The following is a 19,527-nucleotide window of genomic DNA, read 5'->3' as shown; positions in this document are numbered from 1 at the left end:
CTTCAAGCACCGCGAGCGGAGCGGAACTTGGGCTTTGTGCTCCGGACGGCGCGGAGTGTGTGACGTTCCGTGCGCCGCCCGGAGGGTCTTCTCACGCCGTGCCGGTCAAATGCTCCGGCCGTACCGGCGTGCGGTCGAGCGCCAGCCCGGTCGCGTTCCGGACGGCCGCGAGGACCGCCGGAGTCGACGACAGGGTGGGTGCCTCGCCGATGCCGCGCAGCCCGTACGGGGCGTGGTCGTCGGCGAGTTCGAGCACGTCGACCGGGATGGTCGGCGTGTCGAGAATCGTGGGGAGCAGGTAGTCCGTGAAGGACGGGTTCCTGACCTTCGCGGTCTTGGGGTCCACGACGATCTCCTCCATCACCGCGATGCCCATGCCCTGGATGGTCCCGCCCTGGATCTGGCCGATGACGGAGAGCGGGTTGAGCGCCTTGCCGACGTCCTGGGCGCAGGCCAGTTCGATGACCTTGACCAGGCCGAGTTCGGTGTCGACCTCGACGACGGCGCGGTGCGCGGCGAAGGAGTACTGGACGTGGCCGTTGCCCTGGCCGGTGCGCAGGTCGAAGGCCTCGGTCGGCCGGTGCCGCCACTCCTCCTCGACCTCGACGGCCTCGCCCTCCAGCACGTCGACCAGGTCGCCCAGGACCTCGCCGCCGTCGGTGACGACCTTGCCGCCCTCCAGGAGGAGTTCGGCGGTCGCCCAGGCCGGGTGGTAGGAGCCGAACTTGCGGCGGCCGATCTCCAGGACCTTCTGGCGCACCAGCTCACAGGCGTTCTTCACGGCGCCGCCGGTCACGTACGTCTGCCGGGAGGCCGAGGTCGAGCCGGCCGAGCCCACCTGGGTGTCCGCCGGGTGGATGGTCACCTGGGTGACGCCCAGCTCGGTGCGGGCGATCTGCGCGTGGACGGTGACACCGCCCTGGCCGACCTCCGCCATGGCCGTGTGCACGGTGGCCACCGGATCGCCGCCGACGACCTCCATGCGGACCTTGGCGGTGGAGTAGTCGTCGAAGCCCTCGGAGAAGCCGACGTTCTTGATGCCGACCGCGTAACCGACGCCGCGGACGACACCCTCGCCGTGCGTGGTGTTGGACAGGCCGCCGGGCAGCTGCCGTACGTCGGCGCCCTCGCTGGACTCCCACTGGCGCTCCGGCGGCATCGGCATCGCCTTGACCCGGCGCAGCAGTTCGGCGACCGGGGCCGGCGAGTCCACGGGCTGCCCGGTGGGCATGATCGTGCCCTGCTCCATGGCGTTGATCCGGCGGAACTCCACCGGGTCCATGCCGAGTTCCTCGGCCACCTTGTCCATCTGCGCCTCGTAGGCGAAGCACGCCTGGACCGCGCCGAAGCCGCGCATCGCGCCGCAGGGCGGGTTGTTGGAGTAGAGGGCGATGGCCTCGATGTCCACGTCGTCGACCACGTAGGGGCCGACGGACAGCGAGGAGGCGTTGCCGACGACCGCCGGGGAGGCGGAGGCGTAGGCGCCGCCGTCCAGGACGATCCGGCACTTCAGGTGCGTGAGCTTGCCGTCCTTGGTGGCGCCGTGCTCGTAGTGGAGCTTCGCCGGGTGGCGGTGGACGTGGCCGAAGAAGGACTCGAAGCGGTTGTAGACGATCTTGACCGGCTTGCCGGTGCGCAGCGCCAGCAGGCAGGCGTGGATCTGCATCGACAGGTCCTCGCGACCGCCGAACGCGCCGCCGACGCCGGACAGCGTCATGCGGACCTTGTCCTCGGGCAGGCCGAGGACCGGGGCGATCTGCTTCAGGTCGGAGTGCAGCCACTGGGTGGCGACGTACAGCTCGACGCCGCCGTCCTCGGACGGCACCGCGAGGCCGGACTCGGGGCCGAGGAAGGCCTGGTCCTGCATGCCGAAGTAGTACTCGCCCTTGACGATCACGTCGGCCCGCTTGGCGGCCTCGTCGGCGTCGCCGCGGACGATCGGCTGGCGGTGCACGATGTTGGGGTGCGGGACGTGGCCGATGTGGTGGTCGTCGCGGCCCTCGTGGACGAGGATCGCGTCGGGGGCGGTCGCGGAGGCCTCGTCGGTGATGACGGGCAGCTCCCGGTACTCCACCTTGATCTTGGCGGCGGCGCGGCGCGCGGTCTCCGGGTGGTCGGCGGCGACGATCGCGACCGGCTCCCCGTGGTGGCGGACCTTGCCGTGGGCGAGGACCGGGGTGTCCTGGATCTCCAGGCCGTAGTTGCGTACCTCTGTCGGCAGGTCGTCGTACGTCATGACGGCGTAGACGCCCGCCGTCGCGAGGGCCTCGCCGGTGTCGATGGAGACGATCTCGGCGTGCGCGACCGTGGAGCGCAGGATCTGGCCCCAGAGCATGTCCTCGTGCCACATGTCGGACGAGTAGGCGAACTCGCCGGTGACCTTGAGGGTGCCGTCCGGGCGGAGCGTGGACTCGCCGATGCCGCCCTTGGTCTGGGATCCCTGGGTGATTTTGGTGGGTGCGCCGGTGGCAGCCATGTTCAGACCCCCTCGGACTGACGGGCCGCGGCCAGGCGGACCGCGTCCATGATCTTCTCGTAGCCCGTGCAGCGGCACAGGTTGCCCGACAGCGCCTCGCGGATGTCCGCGTCGGTCGGGTTCGGGTTGCGCTCCAGCATCTCGTCGGCGGCGACCAGCAGGCCGGGCGTGCAGAAGCCGCACTGGACGGCGCCGGCGTCGATGAACGCCTGCTGGATCGGGGCCAGTTCGGTGCCCTCGCCGGTCTGGGAGTCGGTGCCCCGGGCCTGCCACCGCTTGGCCTCGTCGAGCGTGGTGCCCTGGCCGGCGCCGGTGGCGCAGCCCTCGGCGCGCTCCTTGGCGAAGTCGGCCAGGCCCTCGACGGTGACGACGTCGCGGCCCTGCGCCTGGCCGGCCGCGACCAGGCAGGAGCACACCGGAACGCCGTCCAGGCGGACCGTGCAGGAGCCGCACTCACCCTGCTCGCAGGCGTTCTTGGAGCCGGGCAGGCCCATCCGCTCGCGCAGCACGTACAGCAGGGACTCGCCCTCCCACACGTCGTCGGCTTCCTGCGGACGTCCGTTGACAGTGAAGTTGACGCGCATTACGCCGCTCCCTCCGTGGTGTGGCGGGCGCCGCGGTACGACTCCCAGGTCCAGGTGAGCGTCCGGCGGGCCATGACGCCGACCGCGTGGCGGCGGTAGCTCGCGGTGCCCCGCACATCGTCGATCGGGTTGCAGGCGGCGGAGCACAGGTCCGCGAACTGCTTGGCCACCGACGGCGTGATGATCTTTCCGTTGTCCCAGAAGCCGCCCTCCACGAGCGCCGCGTTCAGGAACTCCTCGGCGGCCTTGGCCCGGACGGGCGTGGGCGCGGCCGAGCCGATGCCGGTGCGGACGGTGCGGGTCTCGGGGTGCAGGGCGAGACCGAAGGCGCACACGGCGATGACCATGGCGTTGCGGGTGCCGACCTTGGAGAACTGCTGCGGCCCGTCGGCCTTCTTGACGTGCACGGCGCGGATCAGCTCGTCGGGCTCCATCGCGTTGCGCTTCACGCCCGTGTAGAACTCGTCGATCGGGACCAGCCGCCTGCCGCGCACCGACTCGACCTCGACCTGCGCCCCGGCGGCGAGCAGCGCCGGGTGGGCGTCGCCTGCCGGGGAGGCGGTGCCGAGGTTCCCGCCCACGCCGCCGCGGTTACGGATCTGCGGGGAGGCGACCGTGTGCGAGGCGAGGGCGAGACCCGGCAGCTCGGTGCTCAGGTTCTCCATGATCCTGGTGTAGGGCACGGAGGCACCGAGCCGTACGGAGTCCTCGCCGACCTCCCATTCGAAGAGGTCACCGACGCGGTTCAAGTCCATGAGGTACTCGGGCCGGCGGTGGTCGAAGTTGATCTCGACCATCACGTCGGTGCCACCAGCGATCGGCACAGCGGTGGGGTACTCGGCCTTCGCGGCGAGCGCCTCCTCCCAGCTGGCGGGGCGAAGGAAGTCCATGACCGGCTCTCTTCTTCGACTACTTGTGGGGCGTACAGATTGAGCCAATCCGTGTACGGCGGGCCCGGCTCGTTCATGTGCTGTTCATGTGGAGTGGCCTCAGTACACCGCCCGGCGCTCCACCAGGGTCAGTCGCAGAAACCATGAAGGAGTTGGCTGGCCAGGGCTGGCATCTTGTAGATTCGTATGAAAGGAGGACCTCTGAAGCCTCCTTGTTTTCCTCTGGTCCCTCCGGAAATCGGGCGACACAGCCGCGTGACCTGGAACACTTCGAGACAAAGAACGGCGGCGACGAGAATGCGGCTGCGCGCACTGCTGGACACCGACGCGCTGGGCCTCAGGCTGCTCGGCGGCGAGGACGAGCTGGACCGCTCCGTGCGGGGTGTGATGACCACCGACCTGCGGGACCCCAGCCGCTACCTCTCGGGCGGGGAGCTGGTCCTCACCGGCCTGGCCTGGCGCCGGGACGCCGACGACTCCGAGCCGTTCGTCCGCATCCTGGTGCAGGCCGGGGTGGCCGCGCTGGCCGCCGGTGAGGCGGAGCTGGGGAGCGTGCCGGAGGATCTGGTGGTGGCGTGCGCGCGGCACCATCTGCCGCTGTTCGCGGTGAACGAGTCGGTCGCCTTCGCGACCATCACCGAGCACGTGGTCCGCCAGGTCTCCGGCGAGCGGGCCGGGGACCTCGCGGCCGTGGTGGACCGGCACCGGCGGATGATGACCTCCGGCCCGGCGGGCGGCGGCCCCGACGTGGTGCTGGACCTGCTCGGCTCCGACCTGGACCTGCGGGCCTGGGTGCTCTCCCCGACGGGGCGGCCGGTCGCCGGCCCGAAGGACGCGGCTCCCGCGCTCTCCGCCGAGCTGTGCGCCAAGCTGGCGGCGGATCACCTCGCGGCCACCCGCACGGGCCGGCGCGCGCCGCACCGGGTGCCCCTGGGCGGCACGACGTACAGCCTCTTCCCGGTGCGCGGCGCCGCGCGCCTCCCGCAGGCCGCGGGCGCCGCCCGGGACGTACGCGAGACGGTGCTGTCCGACTGGCTGCTGGTCGTGGAGGCGGACGCCGGGGACTGGGCCGAGGAGCGGCTCGACCTGCTCTACGGCGTCACGCAGCTGATCGCGGTCGAGCGGGACCGGCGGGACGCGGCGCGCACGGTGCGGCGGCGGCTCGCGCAGGAGGTCCTGGAACTGGTGCAGACGGGTGCCGCGCCCGCCGAGATCGCGGCCCGCCTGCGGGTGGCGGCGCCGGTGCTGCTGCCGGGCCTCGGCGCGGCCCCGCACTGGCAGGTCGTCGTGGCCCGCGTCGAGTGGGAGGACGACTCGGCGGAGACCGGCCCGGTCGCCCAGACCCTGCTGGAGGAGATCCTCGTCGACCCGCTCGCCACGGGCCCCGAGCACTCCGACCGCATCGCCGTGGCGCACACCGGCGACGAGGCCGTCGCCCTCGTGCCGCTGCCGGCGGTCTCCAGCGAGCACGACGGCTCCGAGACCGGCATCCTCGCGGACGCGCTGCTGGAGTCCGTACGGGAGCCGCTGTCCGCGGGACTGGACGGCGACGGGCGGGTCACGCTCGGCGTCAGCGCGGCCGTGCACTCGGCGGAGGGTCTGCGCGGCGCGCTGGAGGAGGCCCGGCACGCGCGGCGCGTGGCCGCGGCGCGCCCCGGCCGGGTCTGCGCGGCCGGCCACCAGGAACTGGCCTCGCACGTCCTCCTGCTCCCCTTCGTTCCCGACGACGTCCGCCGGGCCTTCACCGCCCGGCTGCTGGACCCGCTGCGGGACTACGACCGCCGCCACCGCGCCGAGCTGATCCCGACGCTGGAGGCGTTCCTCGACTGCGACGGCTCCTGGACGCGCTGCGCGAGCCGCCTCCACCTGCACGTCAACACGCTGCGCTACCGAGTCGGGCGGATCGAGCAGTTGACGGGCCGTGACCTTTCGCGCCTGGAGGACAAGCTGGACTTCTTCCTGGCACTGCGGATGAGCTGAGCCGCGGGGCGTGGGAAGGCCCGGACGCTCCCAAACCTCCGGACCGGGAAGTCCCACCACTTTGTGAAAAATTTCACCCATCCCCTTGGCCGGGCCGCCGGATCCGTGCTGAGATGCGGCCACCACTCGAGAGCTCGATGGCGTGCTAAGGGGAGGGCAACGTGGCGCATTCCGCCATGGCTGGTTCTGGTTGGGGAACGACCGAAGGTGACGATCCGCTCCAGACCGCCGTGTGGCGGTTGCGCTCGCGCGCCTGCTGGGCGGACGCGGTGGCCCTGCTGGAGCCGGTCACCGCGGCCACCGCTTTGCAGCGGACCGCGCTGCTGGTGGAGCGGTGTCTGTACACCGAGGAGGGCTGGGCGGAGGCCGAGGACGCGCTGCGCACCGCCGAGGCGCTGGCCCACAGCGACGACGAGCGCGGGGCCGCGGCCTGTGAACGCGGGCAACTCGCGTACGCCGCCACGGTGCACGGGGTGCGCGACCGGTCCGACGAGGCGCGGGCCGCGCTGGGCCGGGCGGCGGCGCTGATCGCGCCGGGGGCTCAGGGGCGGGCGCTGCTGGACTTCCGGCGGGGGCTGCTCGCGGAGAACCTCACCCGCTCACCGCAGGCCGCCCGGGCGGCGTACCGGCGCGCCCACGCCGGCGCCACCGCGCACGCCGACCCGCTGCTCCAGTCCTTCACCTGGCGGCATCTGGCCGGACTCGCCCTGCGGGAGGGGGAGCTGGCCGAGGCGCGGCACGGGTTCGCCGAGTCGCTGCGCATCCGCGAGGAGCTGGGATACCTCGTCGGTACGGCGCCGGCGCTGGCGTCGCTCGCCGACGCGGAGGCCGAACCGGAGGCCTCGCGGCTGCGGGAGGAGGCACGGCGGCTGTTTCGGCTGCTGGGCGGTGTGCCGACGTGGCTGGCGCGGCAGCTGGCCCCGCCGGCCGCGGGCGCGGCGACGGCGTGACGGCCGTTCACGGGGACCCATCGGCCACGGCCGGTGCCGGGCGAGGCCGGCACCGGCCGGCGGGACCACGGTGCCGCTTCCACGTCGGCGAGAACCATGCGCGCGGAGGCCGCGGGCTCGACCCGCACCTCGGTGTGCGCGGCGGACCGCCGCTGGACCGGCTCGTCGGCGCGGGCCGGGACGTTCGTGATCTGCCGCGGCTGCTCCTCGCGGAACAGCCGCTGCTCGTGGAGGCTGCCCCGGAGCGCGGCGAGGCCACTCCTCGGGCGGGGCGGGAGACGATGACTGGACGGACGGTGGTCAGGCGGCGGCGCGGCGCTGGCAGGCGACGCAGTACCGCGTGTAGGGGAGGATCTCCAGGCGCTCGGCCGGGACGGGCTTGCCGCAGCCCAGGCAGGCGCCGTAGGTGCCGTCGCCGATACGGGCGAAGGCCTCCTCGATCTCCTTGAGCACCCGCTCGATGGCGGCCTTCTGCGCGGACATCAGCTGGTCGTCCGCCTGGCCGCTCTCTCCGAGGGCCCGCAGTTGGGTCATGCGGGTGTCCCGGGCGTGTTCGAGACGCCGGCGCGCCTCGTGAGCGGTCAGCCGCTCGGGACGGGGTTCGATGCGGGAGGCGTCGAGCGACACGGTGAGTCCTTCTCTCGGAGAGTTCTGCGGGTATGACGAGAGCCGGGCCGATCGGTCCCGGTCGTCCTCAACCCTGGCCGGGCCGTCGGGGGAAACCCATCGGGCGCAGGCCCCATTCGCCCGGGGACGGAGGATCCACTCGGCGGCGCGCGGGGGCGGCCGTATGGGTGTACCGCGACCCGGAAATGGGGGTCGGGCCCCATCGACCCGGCGGCGGCGGGCGGGGGAAGCTGGTCGCTTGCCCGGTCGCGGCCTGGGCCGCAGCTCCTACCGAGGGTGCGCGATGGCCGGCATTGGAGGCGTACCAGTCGACGCGTCGCAGAAGGAGGCGTACCCCCCGGTGTCCCTGTTCTGGCGGATCTTCGGGCTCAACGCGGTGGTGCTGGGCTTCGCCACGGCACTGCTGCTGTGGGCTCCGGTGACCGTCTCCGTGCCGGTCCTGCTGACCGAGGCCGTCATCCTGGTGGGCGGCCTGGGCGTCATGCTGGTGGCCAACGGCGCCCTGCTGCGCTGGGGTCTGGCACCACTGGACCGGCTCACGAAGCTGATGACCACCGTCGACCTGCTGCGCCCCGGCCAGCGACTGCCGGTGTCCGGCGGCGGCGAGGTCCCCGAGCTGATCCGCACGTTCAACGCCATGCTCGACCGGCTGGAGCACGAGCGGGCCACGAGCACCGCCCGCGTCCTGCTCGCCCAGGAGGAGGAGCGGCGCCGTATCGCGCAGGAGCTGCACGACGAGGTCGGGCAGAGCATGACCGCGATCCTGCTGGTCCTGGGGCGTGCCGCGGACGACGCCGACCAGCCGCTGCGCGACGAGTTGCAGCAGGCGCAGGAGATCACCCGGGAGAGCCTGGACGAGGTCCGCCGCCTGGTGCGCCGGCTGCGGCCCGGCGTCCTGGACGACCTCGGCCTGATCAGCGCGCTGTCCTCGCTGACGCACGACTTCGCCGCCCACACGGGGCTGCGGGTGGTGCGGCGTTTCGACGCCGGTCTGCCCGCCCTGGACCCCGAGACCGAGTTGGTCCTCTACCGCGTCGCGCAGGAGAGCCTGACCAACGCCGCCCGGCACGCGGACGCCCAGCGGCTGGAGGTGAGCCTCGGCCCCGCCGACCGTGCGGTGACGCTCACCGTCGCCGACGACGGCCGCGGCATCGAGGCGGCGTGCGAGGGCGCCGGTATCCGCGGCATGCGCGAACGGGCCCTGCTCATCGGGGCCGCCCTCGACATCACCTCGGCACCCGGCGCCGGCACCCGGGTCCGGCTGACCGCACCCGTCCCCAGGAAGCAGCCCTGACCATGTCCGACCCCTCCCTGCCCGATCCCGCCGCGTCCCACCGGGCCGCGGCGCCCACGTCCGATCCGCCGAGGATCCGCATCCTGCTGGCCGACGACCACGCGCTGGTACGCCGCGGCGTACGGCTCATCCTCGACCGGGAGCCGGACCTCGAGGTGGTCGCCGAGGCCGGGGACGGCGCGGAGGCCATCGACATGGCGCGGGCGCACGCCGTCGACCTCGCCGTACTGGACATCGCGATGCCCCGCCTGACCGGTCTGCAGGCCGCCCGGGAGCTGGCCGCGCTGAAGCCGGGGCTGCGCATCCTGATGCTGACGATGCACGACAACGAGCAGTACCTGTTCCAGGCGCTGAGGTCGGGAGCCTGCGGGTACGTGCTGAAGTCCGTCGCCGACCGCGATCTGGTCGCCGCCTGCCGGGCCGCGATGCGCGACGAGCCCTTCCTGTACCCGGGTGCGGTGACCGCGCTGATCCGCAACTACCTCGACCGGGTCCGGCACGGCGAGGAGAGTGCCGACCACATCCTCACGCCCCGCGAGGAGGAGGTCCTCAAACTCGTCGCCGAGGGCCACTCCTCGAAGGAGATCGCCGGGATCCTCTTCATCAGTATCAAGACCGTCCAGCGCCACCGGGCGAACCTCCTGCAGAAACTGGGTCTGCGCGACCGCCTGGAACTGACCCGCTACGCCATCCGGGCCGGACTCATCGAACCCTGACAGGTCCTGACGGCCCCTCCGAACCGCCGCATCACCCATAACGAACCCACCACACGCACCACCCGAAACGAAAGGGGACGGTGCATGCGCCCCGCACGACGCACCGCCCCCGCCCCCGCCCCCGCCCCGGGTCACCGGCTGGCGGCGACGCTCACCGCGCTGCTGGCCGTGGTGCTGGCCCTGCTCCCGGCGTGGCCCGCGGCCGGCGCGGGCATCGCTGTCCCGGGGCCGGCCCCGCTGCCCGCGGCGACGACCGTCCCGCACCCGGACAGCGGCCACCACGCCGGCGACGGCTGTGCCACCACCTGCGCCGCCCAGGCCAGGGCCCGGCACGACCATCTCGGTGAGCATCCGGCACCACCGGACCGCCTCGGCACCACCACGCGCGCCTCGGGCACCGCCCCGGCCGCCCTCGGGCGGACCCCGGCCGTGCCCGGCCCCGTGCCCGTCTCCCCCGGCCGTACGAGCCACGACCGCGGGCGGGCTCCTCCCGTCGCCTCCGGCACCTGAGACACCCCGTCCTTTCCCCATCCTTCGCCGCGGCCGCGCTGGGCCGCTGCCGCGGCGTGCCCGCCGGAGGCCCGTGTTGAAACGTTCTCGTCCCCGCTCCCGAGCCCACTCCCCGAAGGGGCGTGCGCTCGTCGCCCTCCTTGTGATGGCCGGGGCCGTGGCCATCGCCCTGACCATGCCGATCCGCCTCGGACTCGACCTGCGCGGCGGCACCCAGATCGTGCTGGAGACCAAGTCCACCGCCACCACCGAGGCCGACCGTGAGGCCACCGACCGCACCGTGGAGGTGCTGCGCGGCCGTATCGACGCGCTCGGCGTCGCCGAGCCGACCATCGTCCGGTCCGGCGACAACCGCGTCGTCGTCGAGCTGCCCGGCGTACAGGACCCGAGGAAGGCGGCCGACGTACTGGGCCGCACCGCGCAGCTCACCGTCCACCCGGTGCTCGGCCCGGCCGAGGCCGCCGGGAACAACGCCGGGAACCCGTCCGGCACGGACACCGAGCGGGTCCTGCCGGACGAGTCCGGTCAGTCCCTCCGGCTGAAGGCCGCCACGCTGACCGGGCAGGACGTCAAGGGCGCCGACGCCCGCTTCGACCAGCAGGGCGGGGCCGGGTGGCACGTCACCGTCGACTTCGAGGACGCGGGCGGCGACCGCTGGGCCGAGGTGACCGGCGAAGCCGCCTGTCACCCGGTCGGTGACCCGCAGCGCCGGGTCGCCATCGTGCTCGACGACAAGATCATCTCCTCGCCGCAGGTCGACCCCTCCGTGGCCTGCGGGGCGGGCATCGCCGGTGGCTCCACCCAGATCACCGGCTCCTTCGACGACGCCGAGGCCCACGAACTGGCGCTGCTCGTCAAGGGCGGTGCCCTGCCCGTACCGGTCGAGACCATCGAGCAGCGCACCATCGGCGCCACCCTGGGCGACGAGGCGATCTCGGCCGGCGCCTGGGCCGCTGTCATCGGCACCGCGCTGACCGGGCTGTTCATCATCGTCGTCTACCGGCTGATGGGCGTGCTCGCGACCGTGGCCCTGCTCTGCTACGGCCTGATCTCCTACGCCGCCCTGGCCGCGATCGGCGCCACCCTGACCCTGCCCGGCCTGGCCGGCTTCGTCCTGGCCATCGGCATGGCGGTGGACGCCAACGTCCTCGTGTTCGAACGCGCCCGCGAGGAACAGGCCGCCCGTACCCGCCCGAGCACGCGCTCGTCGCTGACCGCCGGTTTCCGCGGCGCCTTCAGCGCGATCGCCGACTCCAACACCACCACGCTGATCGCCGCCGCCCTGCTGTTCTTCCTGGCCTCGGGTCCGGTGAAGGGCTTCGGCGTCACCCTGGGCATCGGTGTCCTGGCCTCCATGGTCAGCGCCCTGGTGATCACCCGGGTGCTCGCCGAGTTCGCCGCGAGCCGCCCGTCGGTCTTCCGCCGCCCGCACATCACCGGCATCTCGACCACCGGCCCGGTGCGCGACGCCCTGCTGCGCCGCGACCCGTTCCTGATGCGCCACCCGCGCCGCCGGCTGGCCGCCTGCGCGGTCGTCCTCGTGGCGGCCGGCTCCGGCATCCTGGTCCGCGGCCTGGACTTCGGCATCGAGTTCACCGGCGGACGGCTCATCGAGTACTCCACGGCCACCCGGGTCGACGCCGACCGGGCGCGGGACGCCCTCGCCGACGCGGGCTTCCCCCGCGCCGTCGTCCAGTCCTCCGGCGACAGCGACCTCACGGTGCGCACCGAGAAGCTGACCGACGCCGAGGCGGAGACGGTCACGAAGACCATCGGCGAGCTGGGCGGCGAGACGGAGAAGGTCCGCGACGAGCTGATCGGCCCCAGTCTGGGCGCGGAGCTGCGGAAGGACGCCCTGATCGCCCTGGGCCTGGCCCTGGGCGCCCAGTTGCTGTATCTCGCCGTCCGTTTCCGGTTGCTGTTCGGCACGGCGGCGGTCGGCGCGCTCGCCCACGACGTGGTCGTCCTGGTCGGGGTGTTCGCCTGGCTGGGCAAGCCGATCGACGGGGTGTTCCTGGCCGCGCTGCTGACCGTGATCGGCTACTCGGTCAACGACTCGGTCGTCCTCTTCGACCGCGTCCGGGAGCTGCTCGGCGGCAAGGACTGGAAGGACCGGAAGACTCCGTTCGCCCGGCTCACGAACCAGGCGATCCTGCAGACCCTGCCGCGCACGGTCAACACGGGCATGGGCGCGGTGCTCATCCTCGCCTCGCTGGCCGTCCTCGCGGACGACTCGCTCACCGACTTCGCCCTCGCGCTGCTGATCGGCGTGGGGGTCGGCACGTACTCGTCGGTGTTCACCGCCTCTCCGCTGGCCATCGAGATGTACGACCGCGGTACCGGGTCCCGCCCCGCACGCCGCAAGGGCCGGACCACGGAGGGGAAGGTGCCGGCGAGCCGCACGGAACGGCATGAGGTCTCGTAGCCGCTCCGTAGCCACCCCGTAGCCACCTCGCAGGGACCCCGTGGGGACCTCGTGGGGACCCCGTAGGGGCGCGCCTGCGTCGTCGCGCTCAGCGCGCCTCGCTGAAGTGCTCCCCCACCAGGGTCCGGACCAGGTCCGGGTCACCGGCGATCAGCGCGTCCAGCAGCGCCGTGTGTTCGTGCGCGTCGGCGATCAGGTCGGCCCGCCCCCGCACCGCGGGGGCGCCGGCCGGCGGCCACTGGGCGCGGCGGTGCAGGTCACCGGCGATGCGGACGAGCTGGTCGTTGCCGGCCAGCGCGAGCACCGCGCGGTGGAAGGCGCGGTCGGCCTCGGCGTACGTGGCCGGGCAGCCGGACGACGCGGCCCGGACGGTGGCCTCGGCGAGGGGGCGCAGTTCCGCCCAGCGCTCGGCGGGCACGGTTCGGGCCAGGCGGAGCATCACGGGCACCTCGATCAGTGCCCGGACCTCGGCCAGCTCGGCCAGTTCCCGGTCGCCGCGTTCGACGACGCGGAAGCCGCGGTTGGGGACGACCTCGACGGCGCCCTCCAGGGCGAGCTGCTGCATGGCCTCCCGAACGGGCGTGGCCGAGACGCCGAAGCGCTCGCCGAGCGCGGGCGCCGAGTAGACCTCGCCCGGCCGCAGCTCGCCGGAGACCAGCGCGGTGCGCAGGGCGTCGAGCACCTGCCCGCGCACGGAGGAGCGCTGGACGAGGGCCCGCGGGCGGGGCAGGGGAGGTTCGCCGTGCGTGTGCTCGCCGCGCGCGGCTCCGGCCGGTTCCACGGCCCCGCGGGCCCTGTCCCGGTCCACGTCCGAGGCACCCGGCTGCGCCGGAATCCGCGCCGACGCGACCGGTTCGCGCGACGCGGCCGATTCGGTCGACCCGGCGGTGCGGACCCGCCCGGTCCCCGCCCCTGCGGGACCCTGCGCGCTCGGCTTCACGGGTCCTCCTGTGGGACGTGTCGGTACTTGGGGTCATTACGGCGGGTTGTCACCTGTCCGTCAAGCACCATAAGGGCACGGGCCGCCAGTTCAAATCCCAAGAATCTTGGGTAAGGTAAGGCTTACCTCAAGCAGCCCGTTGCTCGGACGTGGATCGGTGGTCCCGCATGCCTGTCACCCGCTCGGCCTTCACGGACGCCTACGCGCGCCTGTCCGAGGTCCTCCCGGGACTGGGCGTCACCGAACTGGACACGGCCGGCGAGGTCCCGCGCGGCGGCGGATGGGTCGCGGCCGGCGCGCTCGCCTCGGGCGGGGCGGAGCTGGAGGCGTTCCTCGCCTGGGACGACGCCCAGGTGATCCGGGACTACGGGCAGCGGGCCCGGCCGGACGTGGTCGCGAGCTTCGGACTGCACCGGTACGCGTGGCCGGCCTGCCTGCTGATCACCGTGCCGTGGTTCCTGCACCGCAGGGTGCCCCGCTACCCCGTGACCGATGTCGCCTACGACCGCTCCGCCGCCGGCCTCCCCCTCGGCCGCATGGCCGTGCGGCCCACCGGCTTCGCCTGCCTGCCCGGCGACCCGGCCGCCGCGCTGCCCGGCGCCCGCGTGGTCGCCGACGAGGAGGCGCTGCGGGCCGAGGTGCGCGCCGCGGTCGCCGAGCACATGGAGCCGGTGCTGGCGGGGTTCGGACCACGCATGCGACGGCGCGGCCGCGCCCTGTGGGGCATGGCGACCGACGAGGTCGTCGAGGGCCTCTGGTACGTCGCCCATCTGCTCGGCGAGCAGGAGCGGGCGCGGCACGAACTGGAGCTGCTGCTGCCGGGCGCGACCAAGCCGTACGTCGGCAAGGCGGCGTTCCGGCAGCTGACCGGACCGGACGGCGAGCCGCTGCACACCCGGGACCGGGCGAGCTGCTGCATGTTCTACACACTGCGCCCCGAGGACACCTGCGCCACCTGCCCGCGCACCTGTGACGCGGACCGCGTCAACAAGCTCCTCACCACGGCGGGTTGAGCCTCCCCCGGCCGCCTCACGCGCGATCGCCCCTATGATCGTCGGCTAAGATCACCGGCGTCGTTTCACAACTCCCTCACGCGTTGCGGGAACTTTCCGTGGAACCACTCGTACGGGTAGTCTTATTCGAACTCAACTCCCGCCCCTCATGCGGCAGTTCGAGCAGAACGCCGCCCTGGGCATCCCCTCGCACTCCCTTGGCTGCCTCTTGCCCCGAAACCCTCTGAGGGCCGCCGGGTTTGGGCCACCATGGCGGGCGTTACGCCCTATCCCAATGCAAGGGACCCCAGATGAGATTGACCGACATATCGCTGAACTGGCTGCTTCCGGGCGCCGTGCTGCTCCTGGGCATGCTGGCGGCGGTGGCGGTGCTCGCGCGCGGCAAGCGTTCCTCGGGGAAGGACGCGGGCGCTGACGACTCGTGGGAGCGCATGGAGGAGCGCCGCAGGCGCAAGGAGGCCCTCTACGGCACCTTCTCCTATGTCCTGCTCTTCTGCTGCGCCGCGGTCGCCGCGGCGCTCTCCTTCCACGGTCTGGTCGGCTTCGGCGAGCAGAACCTCGGCCTGAGCGGCGGCTGGCAGTACCTGGTCCCGTTCGGACTCGACGGGGCGGCGATGTTCTGCTCCGTCCTCGCGGTGCGCGAGGCCAGCCACGGTGACGCGGCGCTCGGCTCCCGCATACTCGTGTGGACGTTCGCGTTCGCGGCGGCGTGGTTCAACTGGGTGCACGCGCCCCGCGGCATCGGTCACGCGGGTGCCCCGCACTTCTTCGCGGGCATGTCCCTGTCGGCGGCGGTGCTGTTCGACCGGGCCCTGAAGCAGACCCGCCGGGCCGCCCTGCGCGAGCAGGGCCTGGTGCCGCGCCCGCTGCCGCAGATCCGCATGGTGCGCTGGCTGCGGGCACCCCGGGAGACGTACCGCGCCTGGTCGCTGATGCTCCTGGAGGGCGTGCGCAGCCTCGACGAGGCCGTCGAGGAGGTGCGCGACGACATGCGCAAGAAGGAGGAGGCCAAGCAGCGCCGGCGCGAGCAGGAGCGCCTGGAGCGGGCGCAGCTCAAGGCGATCAGCCGGGGTCACGGCCACCGGGGCTTCCCCGGCCGCGGCGGCCGGCCGGTCGAGGTCGAGGTGCAGCAGGTGGAGCGGGGCACCGAGCGCGCCGCCACAGCGGAGCCCGCCATATCCGCGCCGGAGCCCCTGCCCGCGGCCCGGCGGCCCTCCCTCCAGCCGGTGCGCCACGGAACCGACCAGGTCACGGTCGACCTCACCGCGGAGGACGACACCCAGGCCCTGCCGCGCCTGGACTCCCTGGAGCGCAAGCTCAAGGACCTGGAGCAGCAGTTCGGCTAGACGAGGTGTGAGGCGCCGGGGGCTCCCGGCGCCTCACGCGGCCTCGGCGTCCAGTTCGAACCAGACGGACTTTCCCACCTCGCAGGGCCGCACGCCCCAGTCGTCGGCGAGGGACCGCACCAGGACCAGGCCTCTGCCGTTGGTGCTCTCCTCCGCTTCCGGGGCGCGCGGCCGGGGCAGCCGGCCGACGAAGTCCCGTACCTCGACCCGCAGCGCGCGCGGTCCGACCGTGGCGGTCAGGACGGCGCCTTCGTCGGTGTGGACGAGCGCGTTGGTGACGAGCTCGCTGGTGAGCAGCTCCGCGACGTCCGACCGTCCGGGCCCTCCCCAGTGCCGCAGCAGCTCACGCAGGGCGCGCCGGGCCTCGGGCACCGCCCGCAGGTCCGCCCGCCCCAGCCGTCGCCTGAGCTGTGGTGCCGTGTGTCCCTTCATGTCCCCCGTCCGTGTGCTGATGTCGCTTCCCCTCCCGTTTCGAACGTCTTCACGGGGAAGCCTTGCCCGTTCGGGCCCCCGGCAGTCATGTCGATTCACGACGGCCACGACACCGGTCACGGTCGCGGCACGTTGCGCAGGTTCGAGCGGGCCATCTGGAGCATGCGTCCGACACCGCCGTCCAGCACGATCTTCGAGGCGGACAGGGCGAAGCCGGTGACCATGTCGGCGCTGATCTTCGGCGGGATGGACAGGGCGTTGGGGTCGGTGACGATGTCGACGAGGGCAGGCCCCTTGTGCTTGAACGCGGCCTTCAGCGCCCCGGCCAGGTCCTTGGGCTTCTCCACCCGCGCCCCGAAGGCACCGCAGGCCTCGGCGACGGCGGCGAAGTCGGGGTTGACGTTGGCCACGCCGTGCGAGGGCAGGCCGGCGACCAGCATCTCCAACTCGACCATGCCGAGCGAGGAGTTGTTGAAGAGGACGACCTTCACCGGCAGGTCGTGCTGGACGAGGGTGAGGAAGTCGCCCATCAGCATGGTGAACCCGCCGTCACCGGACATGGAGACGACCTGCCGGCGCCGGTCGGTGAACTGGGCGCCGATCGCCATCGGCAGCGCGTTCGCCATCGAGCCGTGCGAGAAGGAACCGATGATGCGCCGTCGGCCGTTGGGCGAGATGTAGCGGGCCGCCCAGACGTTGCACATGCCGGTGTCGACGGTGAACACCGCGTCGTCGTCGGCCATCTCGTCCAGCACGGCGGCGACGTACTCGGGGTGGATCGGGACGTGCTTGTCGACCTTGCGGGTGTACGCCTTGACGACGCCCTCCAGCGCGTCGGCGTGCTTCTTCAGCATCCGGTCGAGGAAGCGGCGGCTCTTCTTCTCCTTCACCCGCGGGATCAGGCAGCGCAGGGTCTCCTTCGCGTCGCCCCACACCGCGAGGTCCAGCTTGGAACGGCGGCCCAGGTGCTCGGGCCGGACGTCGATCTGGGCGATCTTCACGTCGTCGGGCAGGAAGGCGTTGTACGGGAAGTCCGTGCCGAGCAGGATCAGCAGGTCGCACTCGTGGGTGGCCTCGTAGGCGGCGCCGTAGCCGAGCAGGCCGCTCATCCCCACGTCGTACGGGTTGTCGTACTGGATCCACTCCTTGCCCCGCAGGGCGTGCCCGACCGGGGACTTGATCTTCCCGGCGAACTCCATCACCTCGGCGTGCGCGCCCGCCGTGCCCGCGCCGCAGAACAGGGTGACCTTGTCGGCGTCGTCGATCAGCCGCACCAGCCGGTCGATCTCCTCGTCGCCGGGCCGGACGGTCGGCCGGGAGGTGACGAGCGCCGTCTCCGCGGCCGTCTCCGGCGCCGGCTCGTCGGCGATGTCGCCGGGCAGGGAGACGACGCTGACGCCGCCCTGGCCGACGGCGTGCTGGATGGCGGTCTGGAGCAGCCGCGGCATCTGCTTCGGGCTGGAGATCAGCTCGCTGTAGTGGCTGCACTCACGGAAGAGCTGGTCGGGGTGGGTCTCCTGGAAGAAGCCGAGGCCGATCTCGCTGGAGGGGATCTGCGAGGCGAGGGCGAGGACGGGGGCCATCGAGCGGTGGGCGTCGTAGAGGCCGTTGATGAGGTGGAGGTTGCCGGGGCCGCAGGAGCCGGCGCACGCGGTCAGCTTCCCGGTGATCTGGGCCTCCGCCCCGGCGGCGAAGGCGGCGGTCTCCTCGTGCCGGACGTGCACCCACTCGATGCCGGAGTGGCGGCGCACGGCGTCCACGACCGGGTTGAGGCTGTCGCCGACGACTCCGTAGAGGCGTTTGACTCCGGCGCGGGTGAGGATGTCGACGAACTGTTCCGCGACGTTCTGTTTGGCCATGGCTCCAGCTATGGCACAGCGAGCGGCGTCACGCCTCCCAAACGGCGGCGGCCGTACGGTCATCGGCGTAACCCTTGACCCGGACACGGCTGTCGGTGAGGAACTCGGCGAGGCCGGGCGGGGTGCGGCCGGCCCACCGCCGCGCGAGGAGTTCGCCCAGCTCGGGCTCGCTCAGCAGAGGTTCGGCGAGGCCGGTGGTGCACATCAGCAGCACATCACCCGGGCGGGCTATGGAGGCCCGGAAGCGGAAGGGCTCGCGGGGCGGCTCGGCGGGCGGTCCGTCGTACGGTCCGGGCGGTGTGGTGATGCCCAGGCCCATGGTGAGCCGGTCGCCCTCGGGGGGCCGGTCGCCCTCGGGGGGCCGGTCGCCCTCGGGGGGCCGGTCCGGCGTCTCGCCCGGCCTCGCCCGCGGCGCCGAGCCGAACCCGACGACGGGCTCGCCGGCGACGTCGCCGACAGCCGGCTCCATGTCCTGCCAGGCGCCGTCCCGCAGCCGGAGCAGTCCGCCCGCGCCGGCGCCGAAGAACACACGCGTACGGCACTCGGGGTCGGCGGGCAGCAGCAGACAGCGCAGGGTGGCCGCGTACTCGTCCGGGGCCAGGCCCTGTTCGGCGGCGCCGGCGCGGAGCCTGCCGAGGCTGCGGTCGGTGAGGCGGTGCAGTCCGGACTTCAGTTCGCCGCGCCGGGCGGCCCGCAGGTCCTCGGCGAGCCGGGCGTGGCTGCGGCCCACGGCCCGGCCGATCCACTGGCACACCTCGGCGGCGGCACGGTGCGCCCCGGCGGTCGCGCGGGCACCGGTCGCCATCGCCACCAGCACCAGTGCCTGCTCCCCCGCGCCGAAGCGCGCGACGAGCAGCGCGTCGCGGCGCGGGTCGCCCCGGTACCGCGCGGAGTCCCCCCGTACGGAGACGGCTCGCAGCGTGCAGGTCCCGTACCGGGCGCCGTCCAGCACCGTGTCCGCCACCAGCCCGTCGAGCCCGTCGGGGTCCGCCGACGGCAGCGCGGTGGGCTCGGCGTCGTAGGTGGGCGGCCCGGAACCGACGTAGTCACGTGCGGACGGCGGAACCTCGCCGGTGCCGTCCCCGGACGGCGCGGGCAGGGGCCCCGGAGGTCGCGAGGGGAGGAACGGGGGCGGGAGCGGGGGCAGGCCGGGGGTGGTCCGAGGTAGGGGCGGGGGTGTGCCGGGGGCCGACCGGGCGGCCGGGAGGGCCGTGTCGGGGGGTTCCGTGAGGTCGGCGGGGCCGGTCCCCGAGGTGGTACGCCCGTGCGGTCCCGCCCGGCGCCCGGTCTGCGGCGGGGCGGGCGGCACGGGGTCGGTCTGCGGCGGGACGGACGGCACGGGGTCGGGCTCCGGCGGGACGGACGGCACAGGGCCGGGCTCCGGCGGGACGGACGGCACAGGGCCGGGCTCCGGCGGGACGGACGGCACAGGGCCGGGCTCCGGCGGGACGGACGGCACAGGGCCGGGCTCCGGCGGGACGGACG

16 protein-coding genes are annotated in these 19,527 nt (G+C 73.3%); 8 read left to right on the top strand and 8 right to left on the bottom strand.

Features of this window, described 5'->3' with window-relative positions:
• Positions 1–91 precede the first annotated feature (91 nt).
• Genes ACFW48_RS27115 through ACFW48_RS27105 form a run of 3 tightly spaced genes read right to left on the bottom strand, consistent with a single transcriptional unit; the run spans position 92 to position 3,950 of the window.
• Complete coding sequence (locus tag ACFW48_RS27115) at positions 92–2,476, bottom strand: xanthine dehydrogenase family protein molybdopterin-binding subunit (protein WP_386318717.1); 2,385 nt, start codon at positions 2,474–2,476, stop codon at positions 92–94.
• A gap of 2 nt (positions 2,477–2,478) precedes the next feature.
• Positions 2,479–3,060 carry a (2Fe-2S)-binding protein gene (locus tag ACFW48_RS27110; RefSeq protein ID WP_386318715.1) on the bottom strand — a complete coding sequence of 194 codons (582 nt, stop codon included), beginning with the start codon at positions 3,058–3,060 and terminating at the stop codon, positions 2,479–2,481.
• A complete protein-coding gene (locus ACFW48_RS27105) occupies positions 3,060–3,950 on the bottom strand; it encodes an FAD binding domain-containing protein (protein ID WP_386318713.1) in 891 nt (296 codons plus the stop codon). Before ACFW48_RS27105 ends, ACFW48_RS27110 begins: the two co-directional genes overlap by 1 nt.
• Before the next feature lie 297 nt (positions 3,951–4,247).
• Between ACFW48_RS27105 and ACFW48_RS27100 the strand changes: the two genes are divergently transcribed.
• Together ACFW48_RS27100 and ACFW48_RS27095 are read left to right on the top strand one after the other, a co-directional pair.
• On the top strand, positions 4,248–5,930 hold the full coding sequence (locus ACFW48_RS27100; RefSeq protein ID WP_386318711.1) for a PucR family transcriptional regulator: 1,683 nt from the start codon (positions 4,248–4,250) through the stop codon (positions 5,928–5,930).
• A gap of 161 nt (positions 5,931–6,091) precedes the next feature.
• Entirely contained in the window at positions 6,092–6,880 is a 789-nt protein-coding gene (locus ACFW48_RS27095; RefSeq protein ID WP_386318709.1) for a hypothetical protein, read from the top strand.
• A 300-nt stretch (positions 6,881–7,180) separates the two neighbouring features.
• Here ACFW48_RS27095 and ACFW48_RS27090 read toward each other — a convergent pair whose 3' ends face one another.
• Positions 7,181–7,507 carry a TraR/DksA C4-type zinc finger protein gene (locus ACFW48_RS27090; protein WP_386318707.1) on the bottom strand — a complete coding sequence of 109 codons (327 nt, stop codon included), beginning with the start codon at positions 7,505–7,507 and terminating at the stop codon, positions 7,181–7,183.
• A gap of 340 nt (positions 7,508–7,847) precedes the next feature.
• Between ACFW48_RS27090 and ACFW48_RS27085 the strand changes: the two genes are divergently transcribed.
• From ACFW48_RS27085 to secD, 4 genes are all read left to right on the top strand, one after another.
• Positions 7,848–8,801 carry a HAMP domain-containing sensor histidine kinase gene (locus tag ACFW48_RS27085; RefSeq protein WP_386318705.1) on the top strand — a complete coding sequence of 318 codons (954 nt, stop codon included), beginning with the start codon at positions 7,848–7,850 and terminating at the stop codon, positions 8,799–8,801.
• Positions 8,802–8,803: 2 nt separating this feature from the next.
• Positions 8,804–9,517, top strand: coding sequence for a response regulator (locus ACFW48_RS27080; RefSeq protein ID WP_386318703.1), 714 nt, complete (start codon positions 8,804–8,806; stop codon positions 9,515–9,517).
• An 84-nt stretch (positions 9,518–9,601) separates the two neighbouring features.
• A complete protein-coding gene (locus tag ACFW48_RS27075) occupies positions 9,602–10,027 on the top strand; it encodes a hypothetical protein (RefSeq protein WP_386318701.1) in 426 nt (141 codons plus the stop codon).
• A gap of 145 nt (positions 10,028–10,172) precedes the next feature.
• Positions 10,173–12,452 carry a protein translocase subunit SecD gene (secD, locus tag ACFW48_RS27070; protein ID WP_386318699.1) on the top strand — a complete coding sequence of 760 codons (2,280 nt, stop codon included), beginning with the start codon at positions 10,173–10,175 and terminating at the stop codon, positions 12,450–12,452.
• Positions 12,453–12,540: 88 nt separating this feature from the next.
• Here the strand turns inward: secD and ACFW48_RS27065 are convergent, their stop codons facing one another.
• Positions 12,541–13,392: a GntR family transcriptional regulator gene (locus ACFW48_RS27065; RefSeq protein WP_386318697.1), complete on the bottom strand. Its 852-nt coding sequence runs from the start codon at positions 13,390–13,392 to the stop codon at positions 12,541–12,543.
• Between the two features lie 167 nt (positions 13,393–13,559).
• Between ACFW48_RS27065 and ACFW48_RS27060 the strand changes: the two genes are divergently transcribed.
• Together ACFW48_RS27060 and ACFW48_RS27055 are read left to right on the top strand one after the other, a co-directional pair.
• On the top strand, positions 13,560–14,405 hold the full coding sequence (locus ACFW48_RS27060; protein ID WP_386318695.1) for a (2Fe-2S)-binding protein: 846 nt from the start codon (positions 13,560–13,562) through the stop codon (positions 14,403–14,405).
• A gap of 290 nt (positions 14,406–14,695) precedes the next feature.
• Positions 14,696–15,751 carry a DUF2637 domain-containing protein gene (locus ACFW48_RS27055; RefSeq protein ID WP_386318693.1) on the top strand — a complete coding sequence of 352 codons (1,056 nt, stop codon included), beginning with the start codon at positions 14,696–14,698 and terminating at the stop codon, positions 15,749–15,751.
• Positions 15,752–15,784: 33 nt separating this feature from the next.
• On the opposite strand, the gene ACFW48_RS27050 is transcribed toward ACFW48_RS27055, so the two are convergent.
• The 3 genes from ACFW48_RS27050 to ACFW48_RS27040 all read right to left on the bottom strand — a co-directional run bounded on the left by ACFW48_RS27050 (position 15,785) and on the right by ACFW48_RS27040 (position 19,381).
• The gene (locus tag ACFW48_RS27050) at positions 15,785–16,183 is read right to left on the bottom strand and encodes an ATP-binding protein (protein WP_337304786.1); all 399 of its coding nucleotides are present in this window, start codon (positions 16,181–16,183) and stop codon (positions 15,785–15,787) included.
• A 116-nt stretch (positions 16,184–16,299) separates the two neighbouring features.
• A complete protein-coding gene (locus tag ACFW48_RS27045; protein ID WP_386318691.1) occupies positions 16,300–18,042 on the bottom strand; it encodes a pyruvate dehydrogenase in 1,743 nt (580 codons plus the stop codon).
• Between the two features lie 28 nt (positions 18,043–18,070).
• A complete protein-coding gene (locus ACFW48_RS27040) occupies positions 18,071–19,381 on the bottom strand; it encodes a protein phosphatase 2C domain-containing protein (protein ID WP_386319049.1) in 1,311 nt (436 codons plus the stop codon).
• Positions 19,382–19,527 lie beyond the last annotated feature (146 nt).

The organism is Streptomyces sp. NPDC058812 (assembly GCF_042744565.1).
Lineage (GTDB): Bacteria > Actinomycetota > Actinomycetes > Streptomycetales > Streptomycetaceae > Streptomyces > Streptomyces thinghirensis.
The sequence above is the reverse complement of the archived record's forward strand: the minus strand, read 5'-3'. Positions and strand labels throughout refer to the sequence as shown.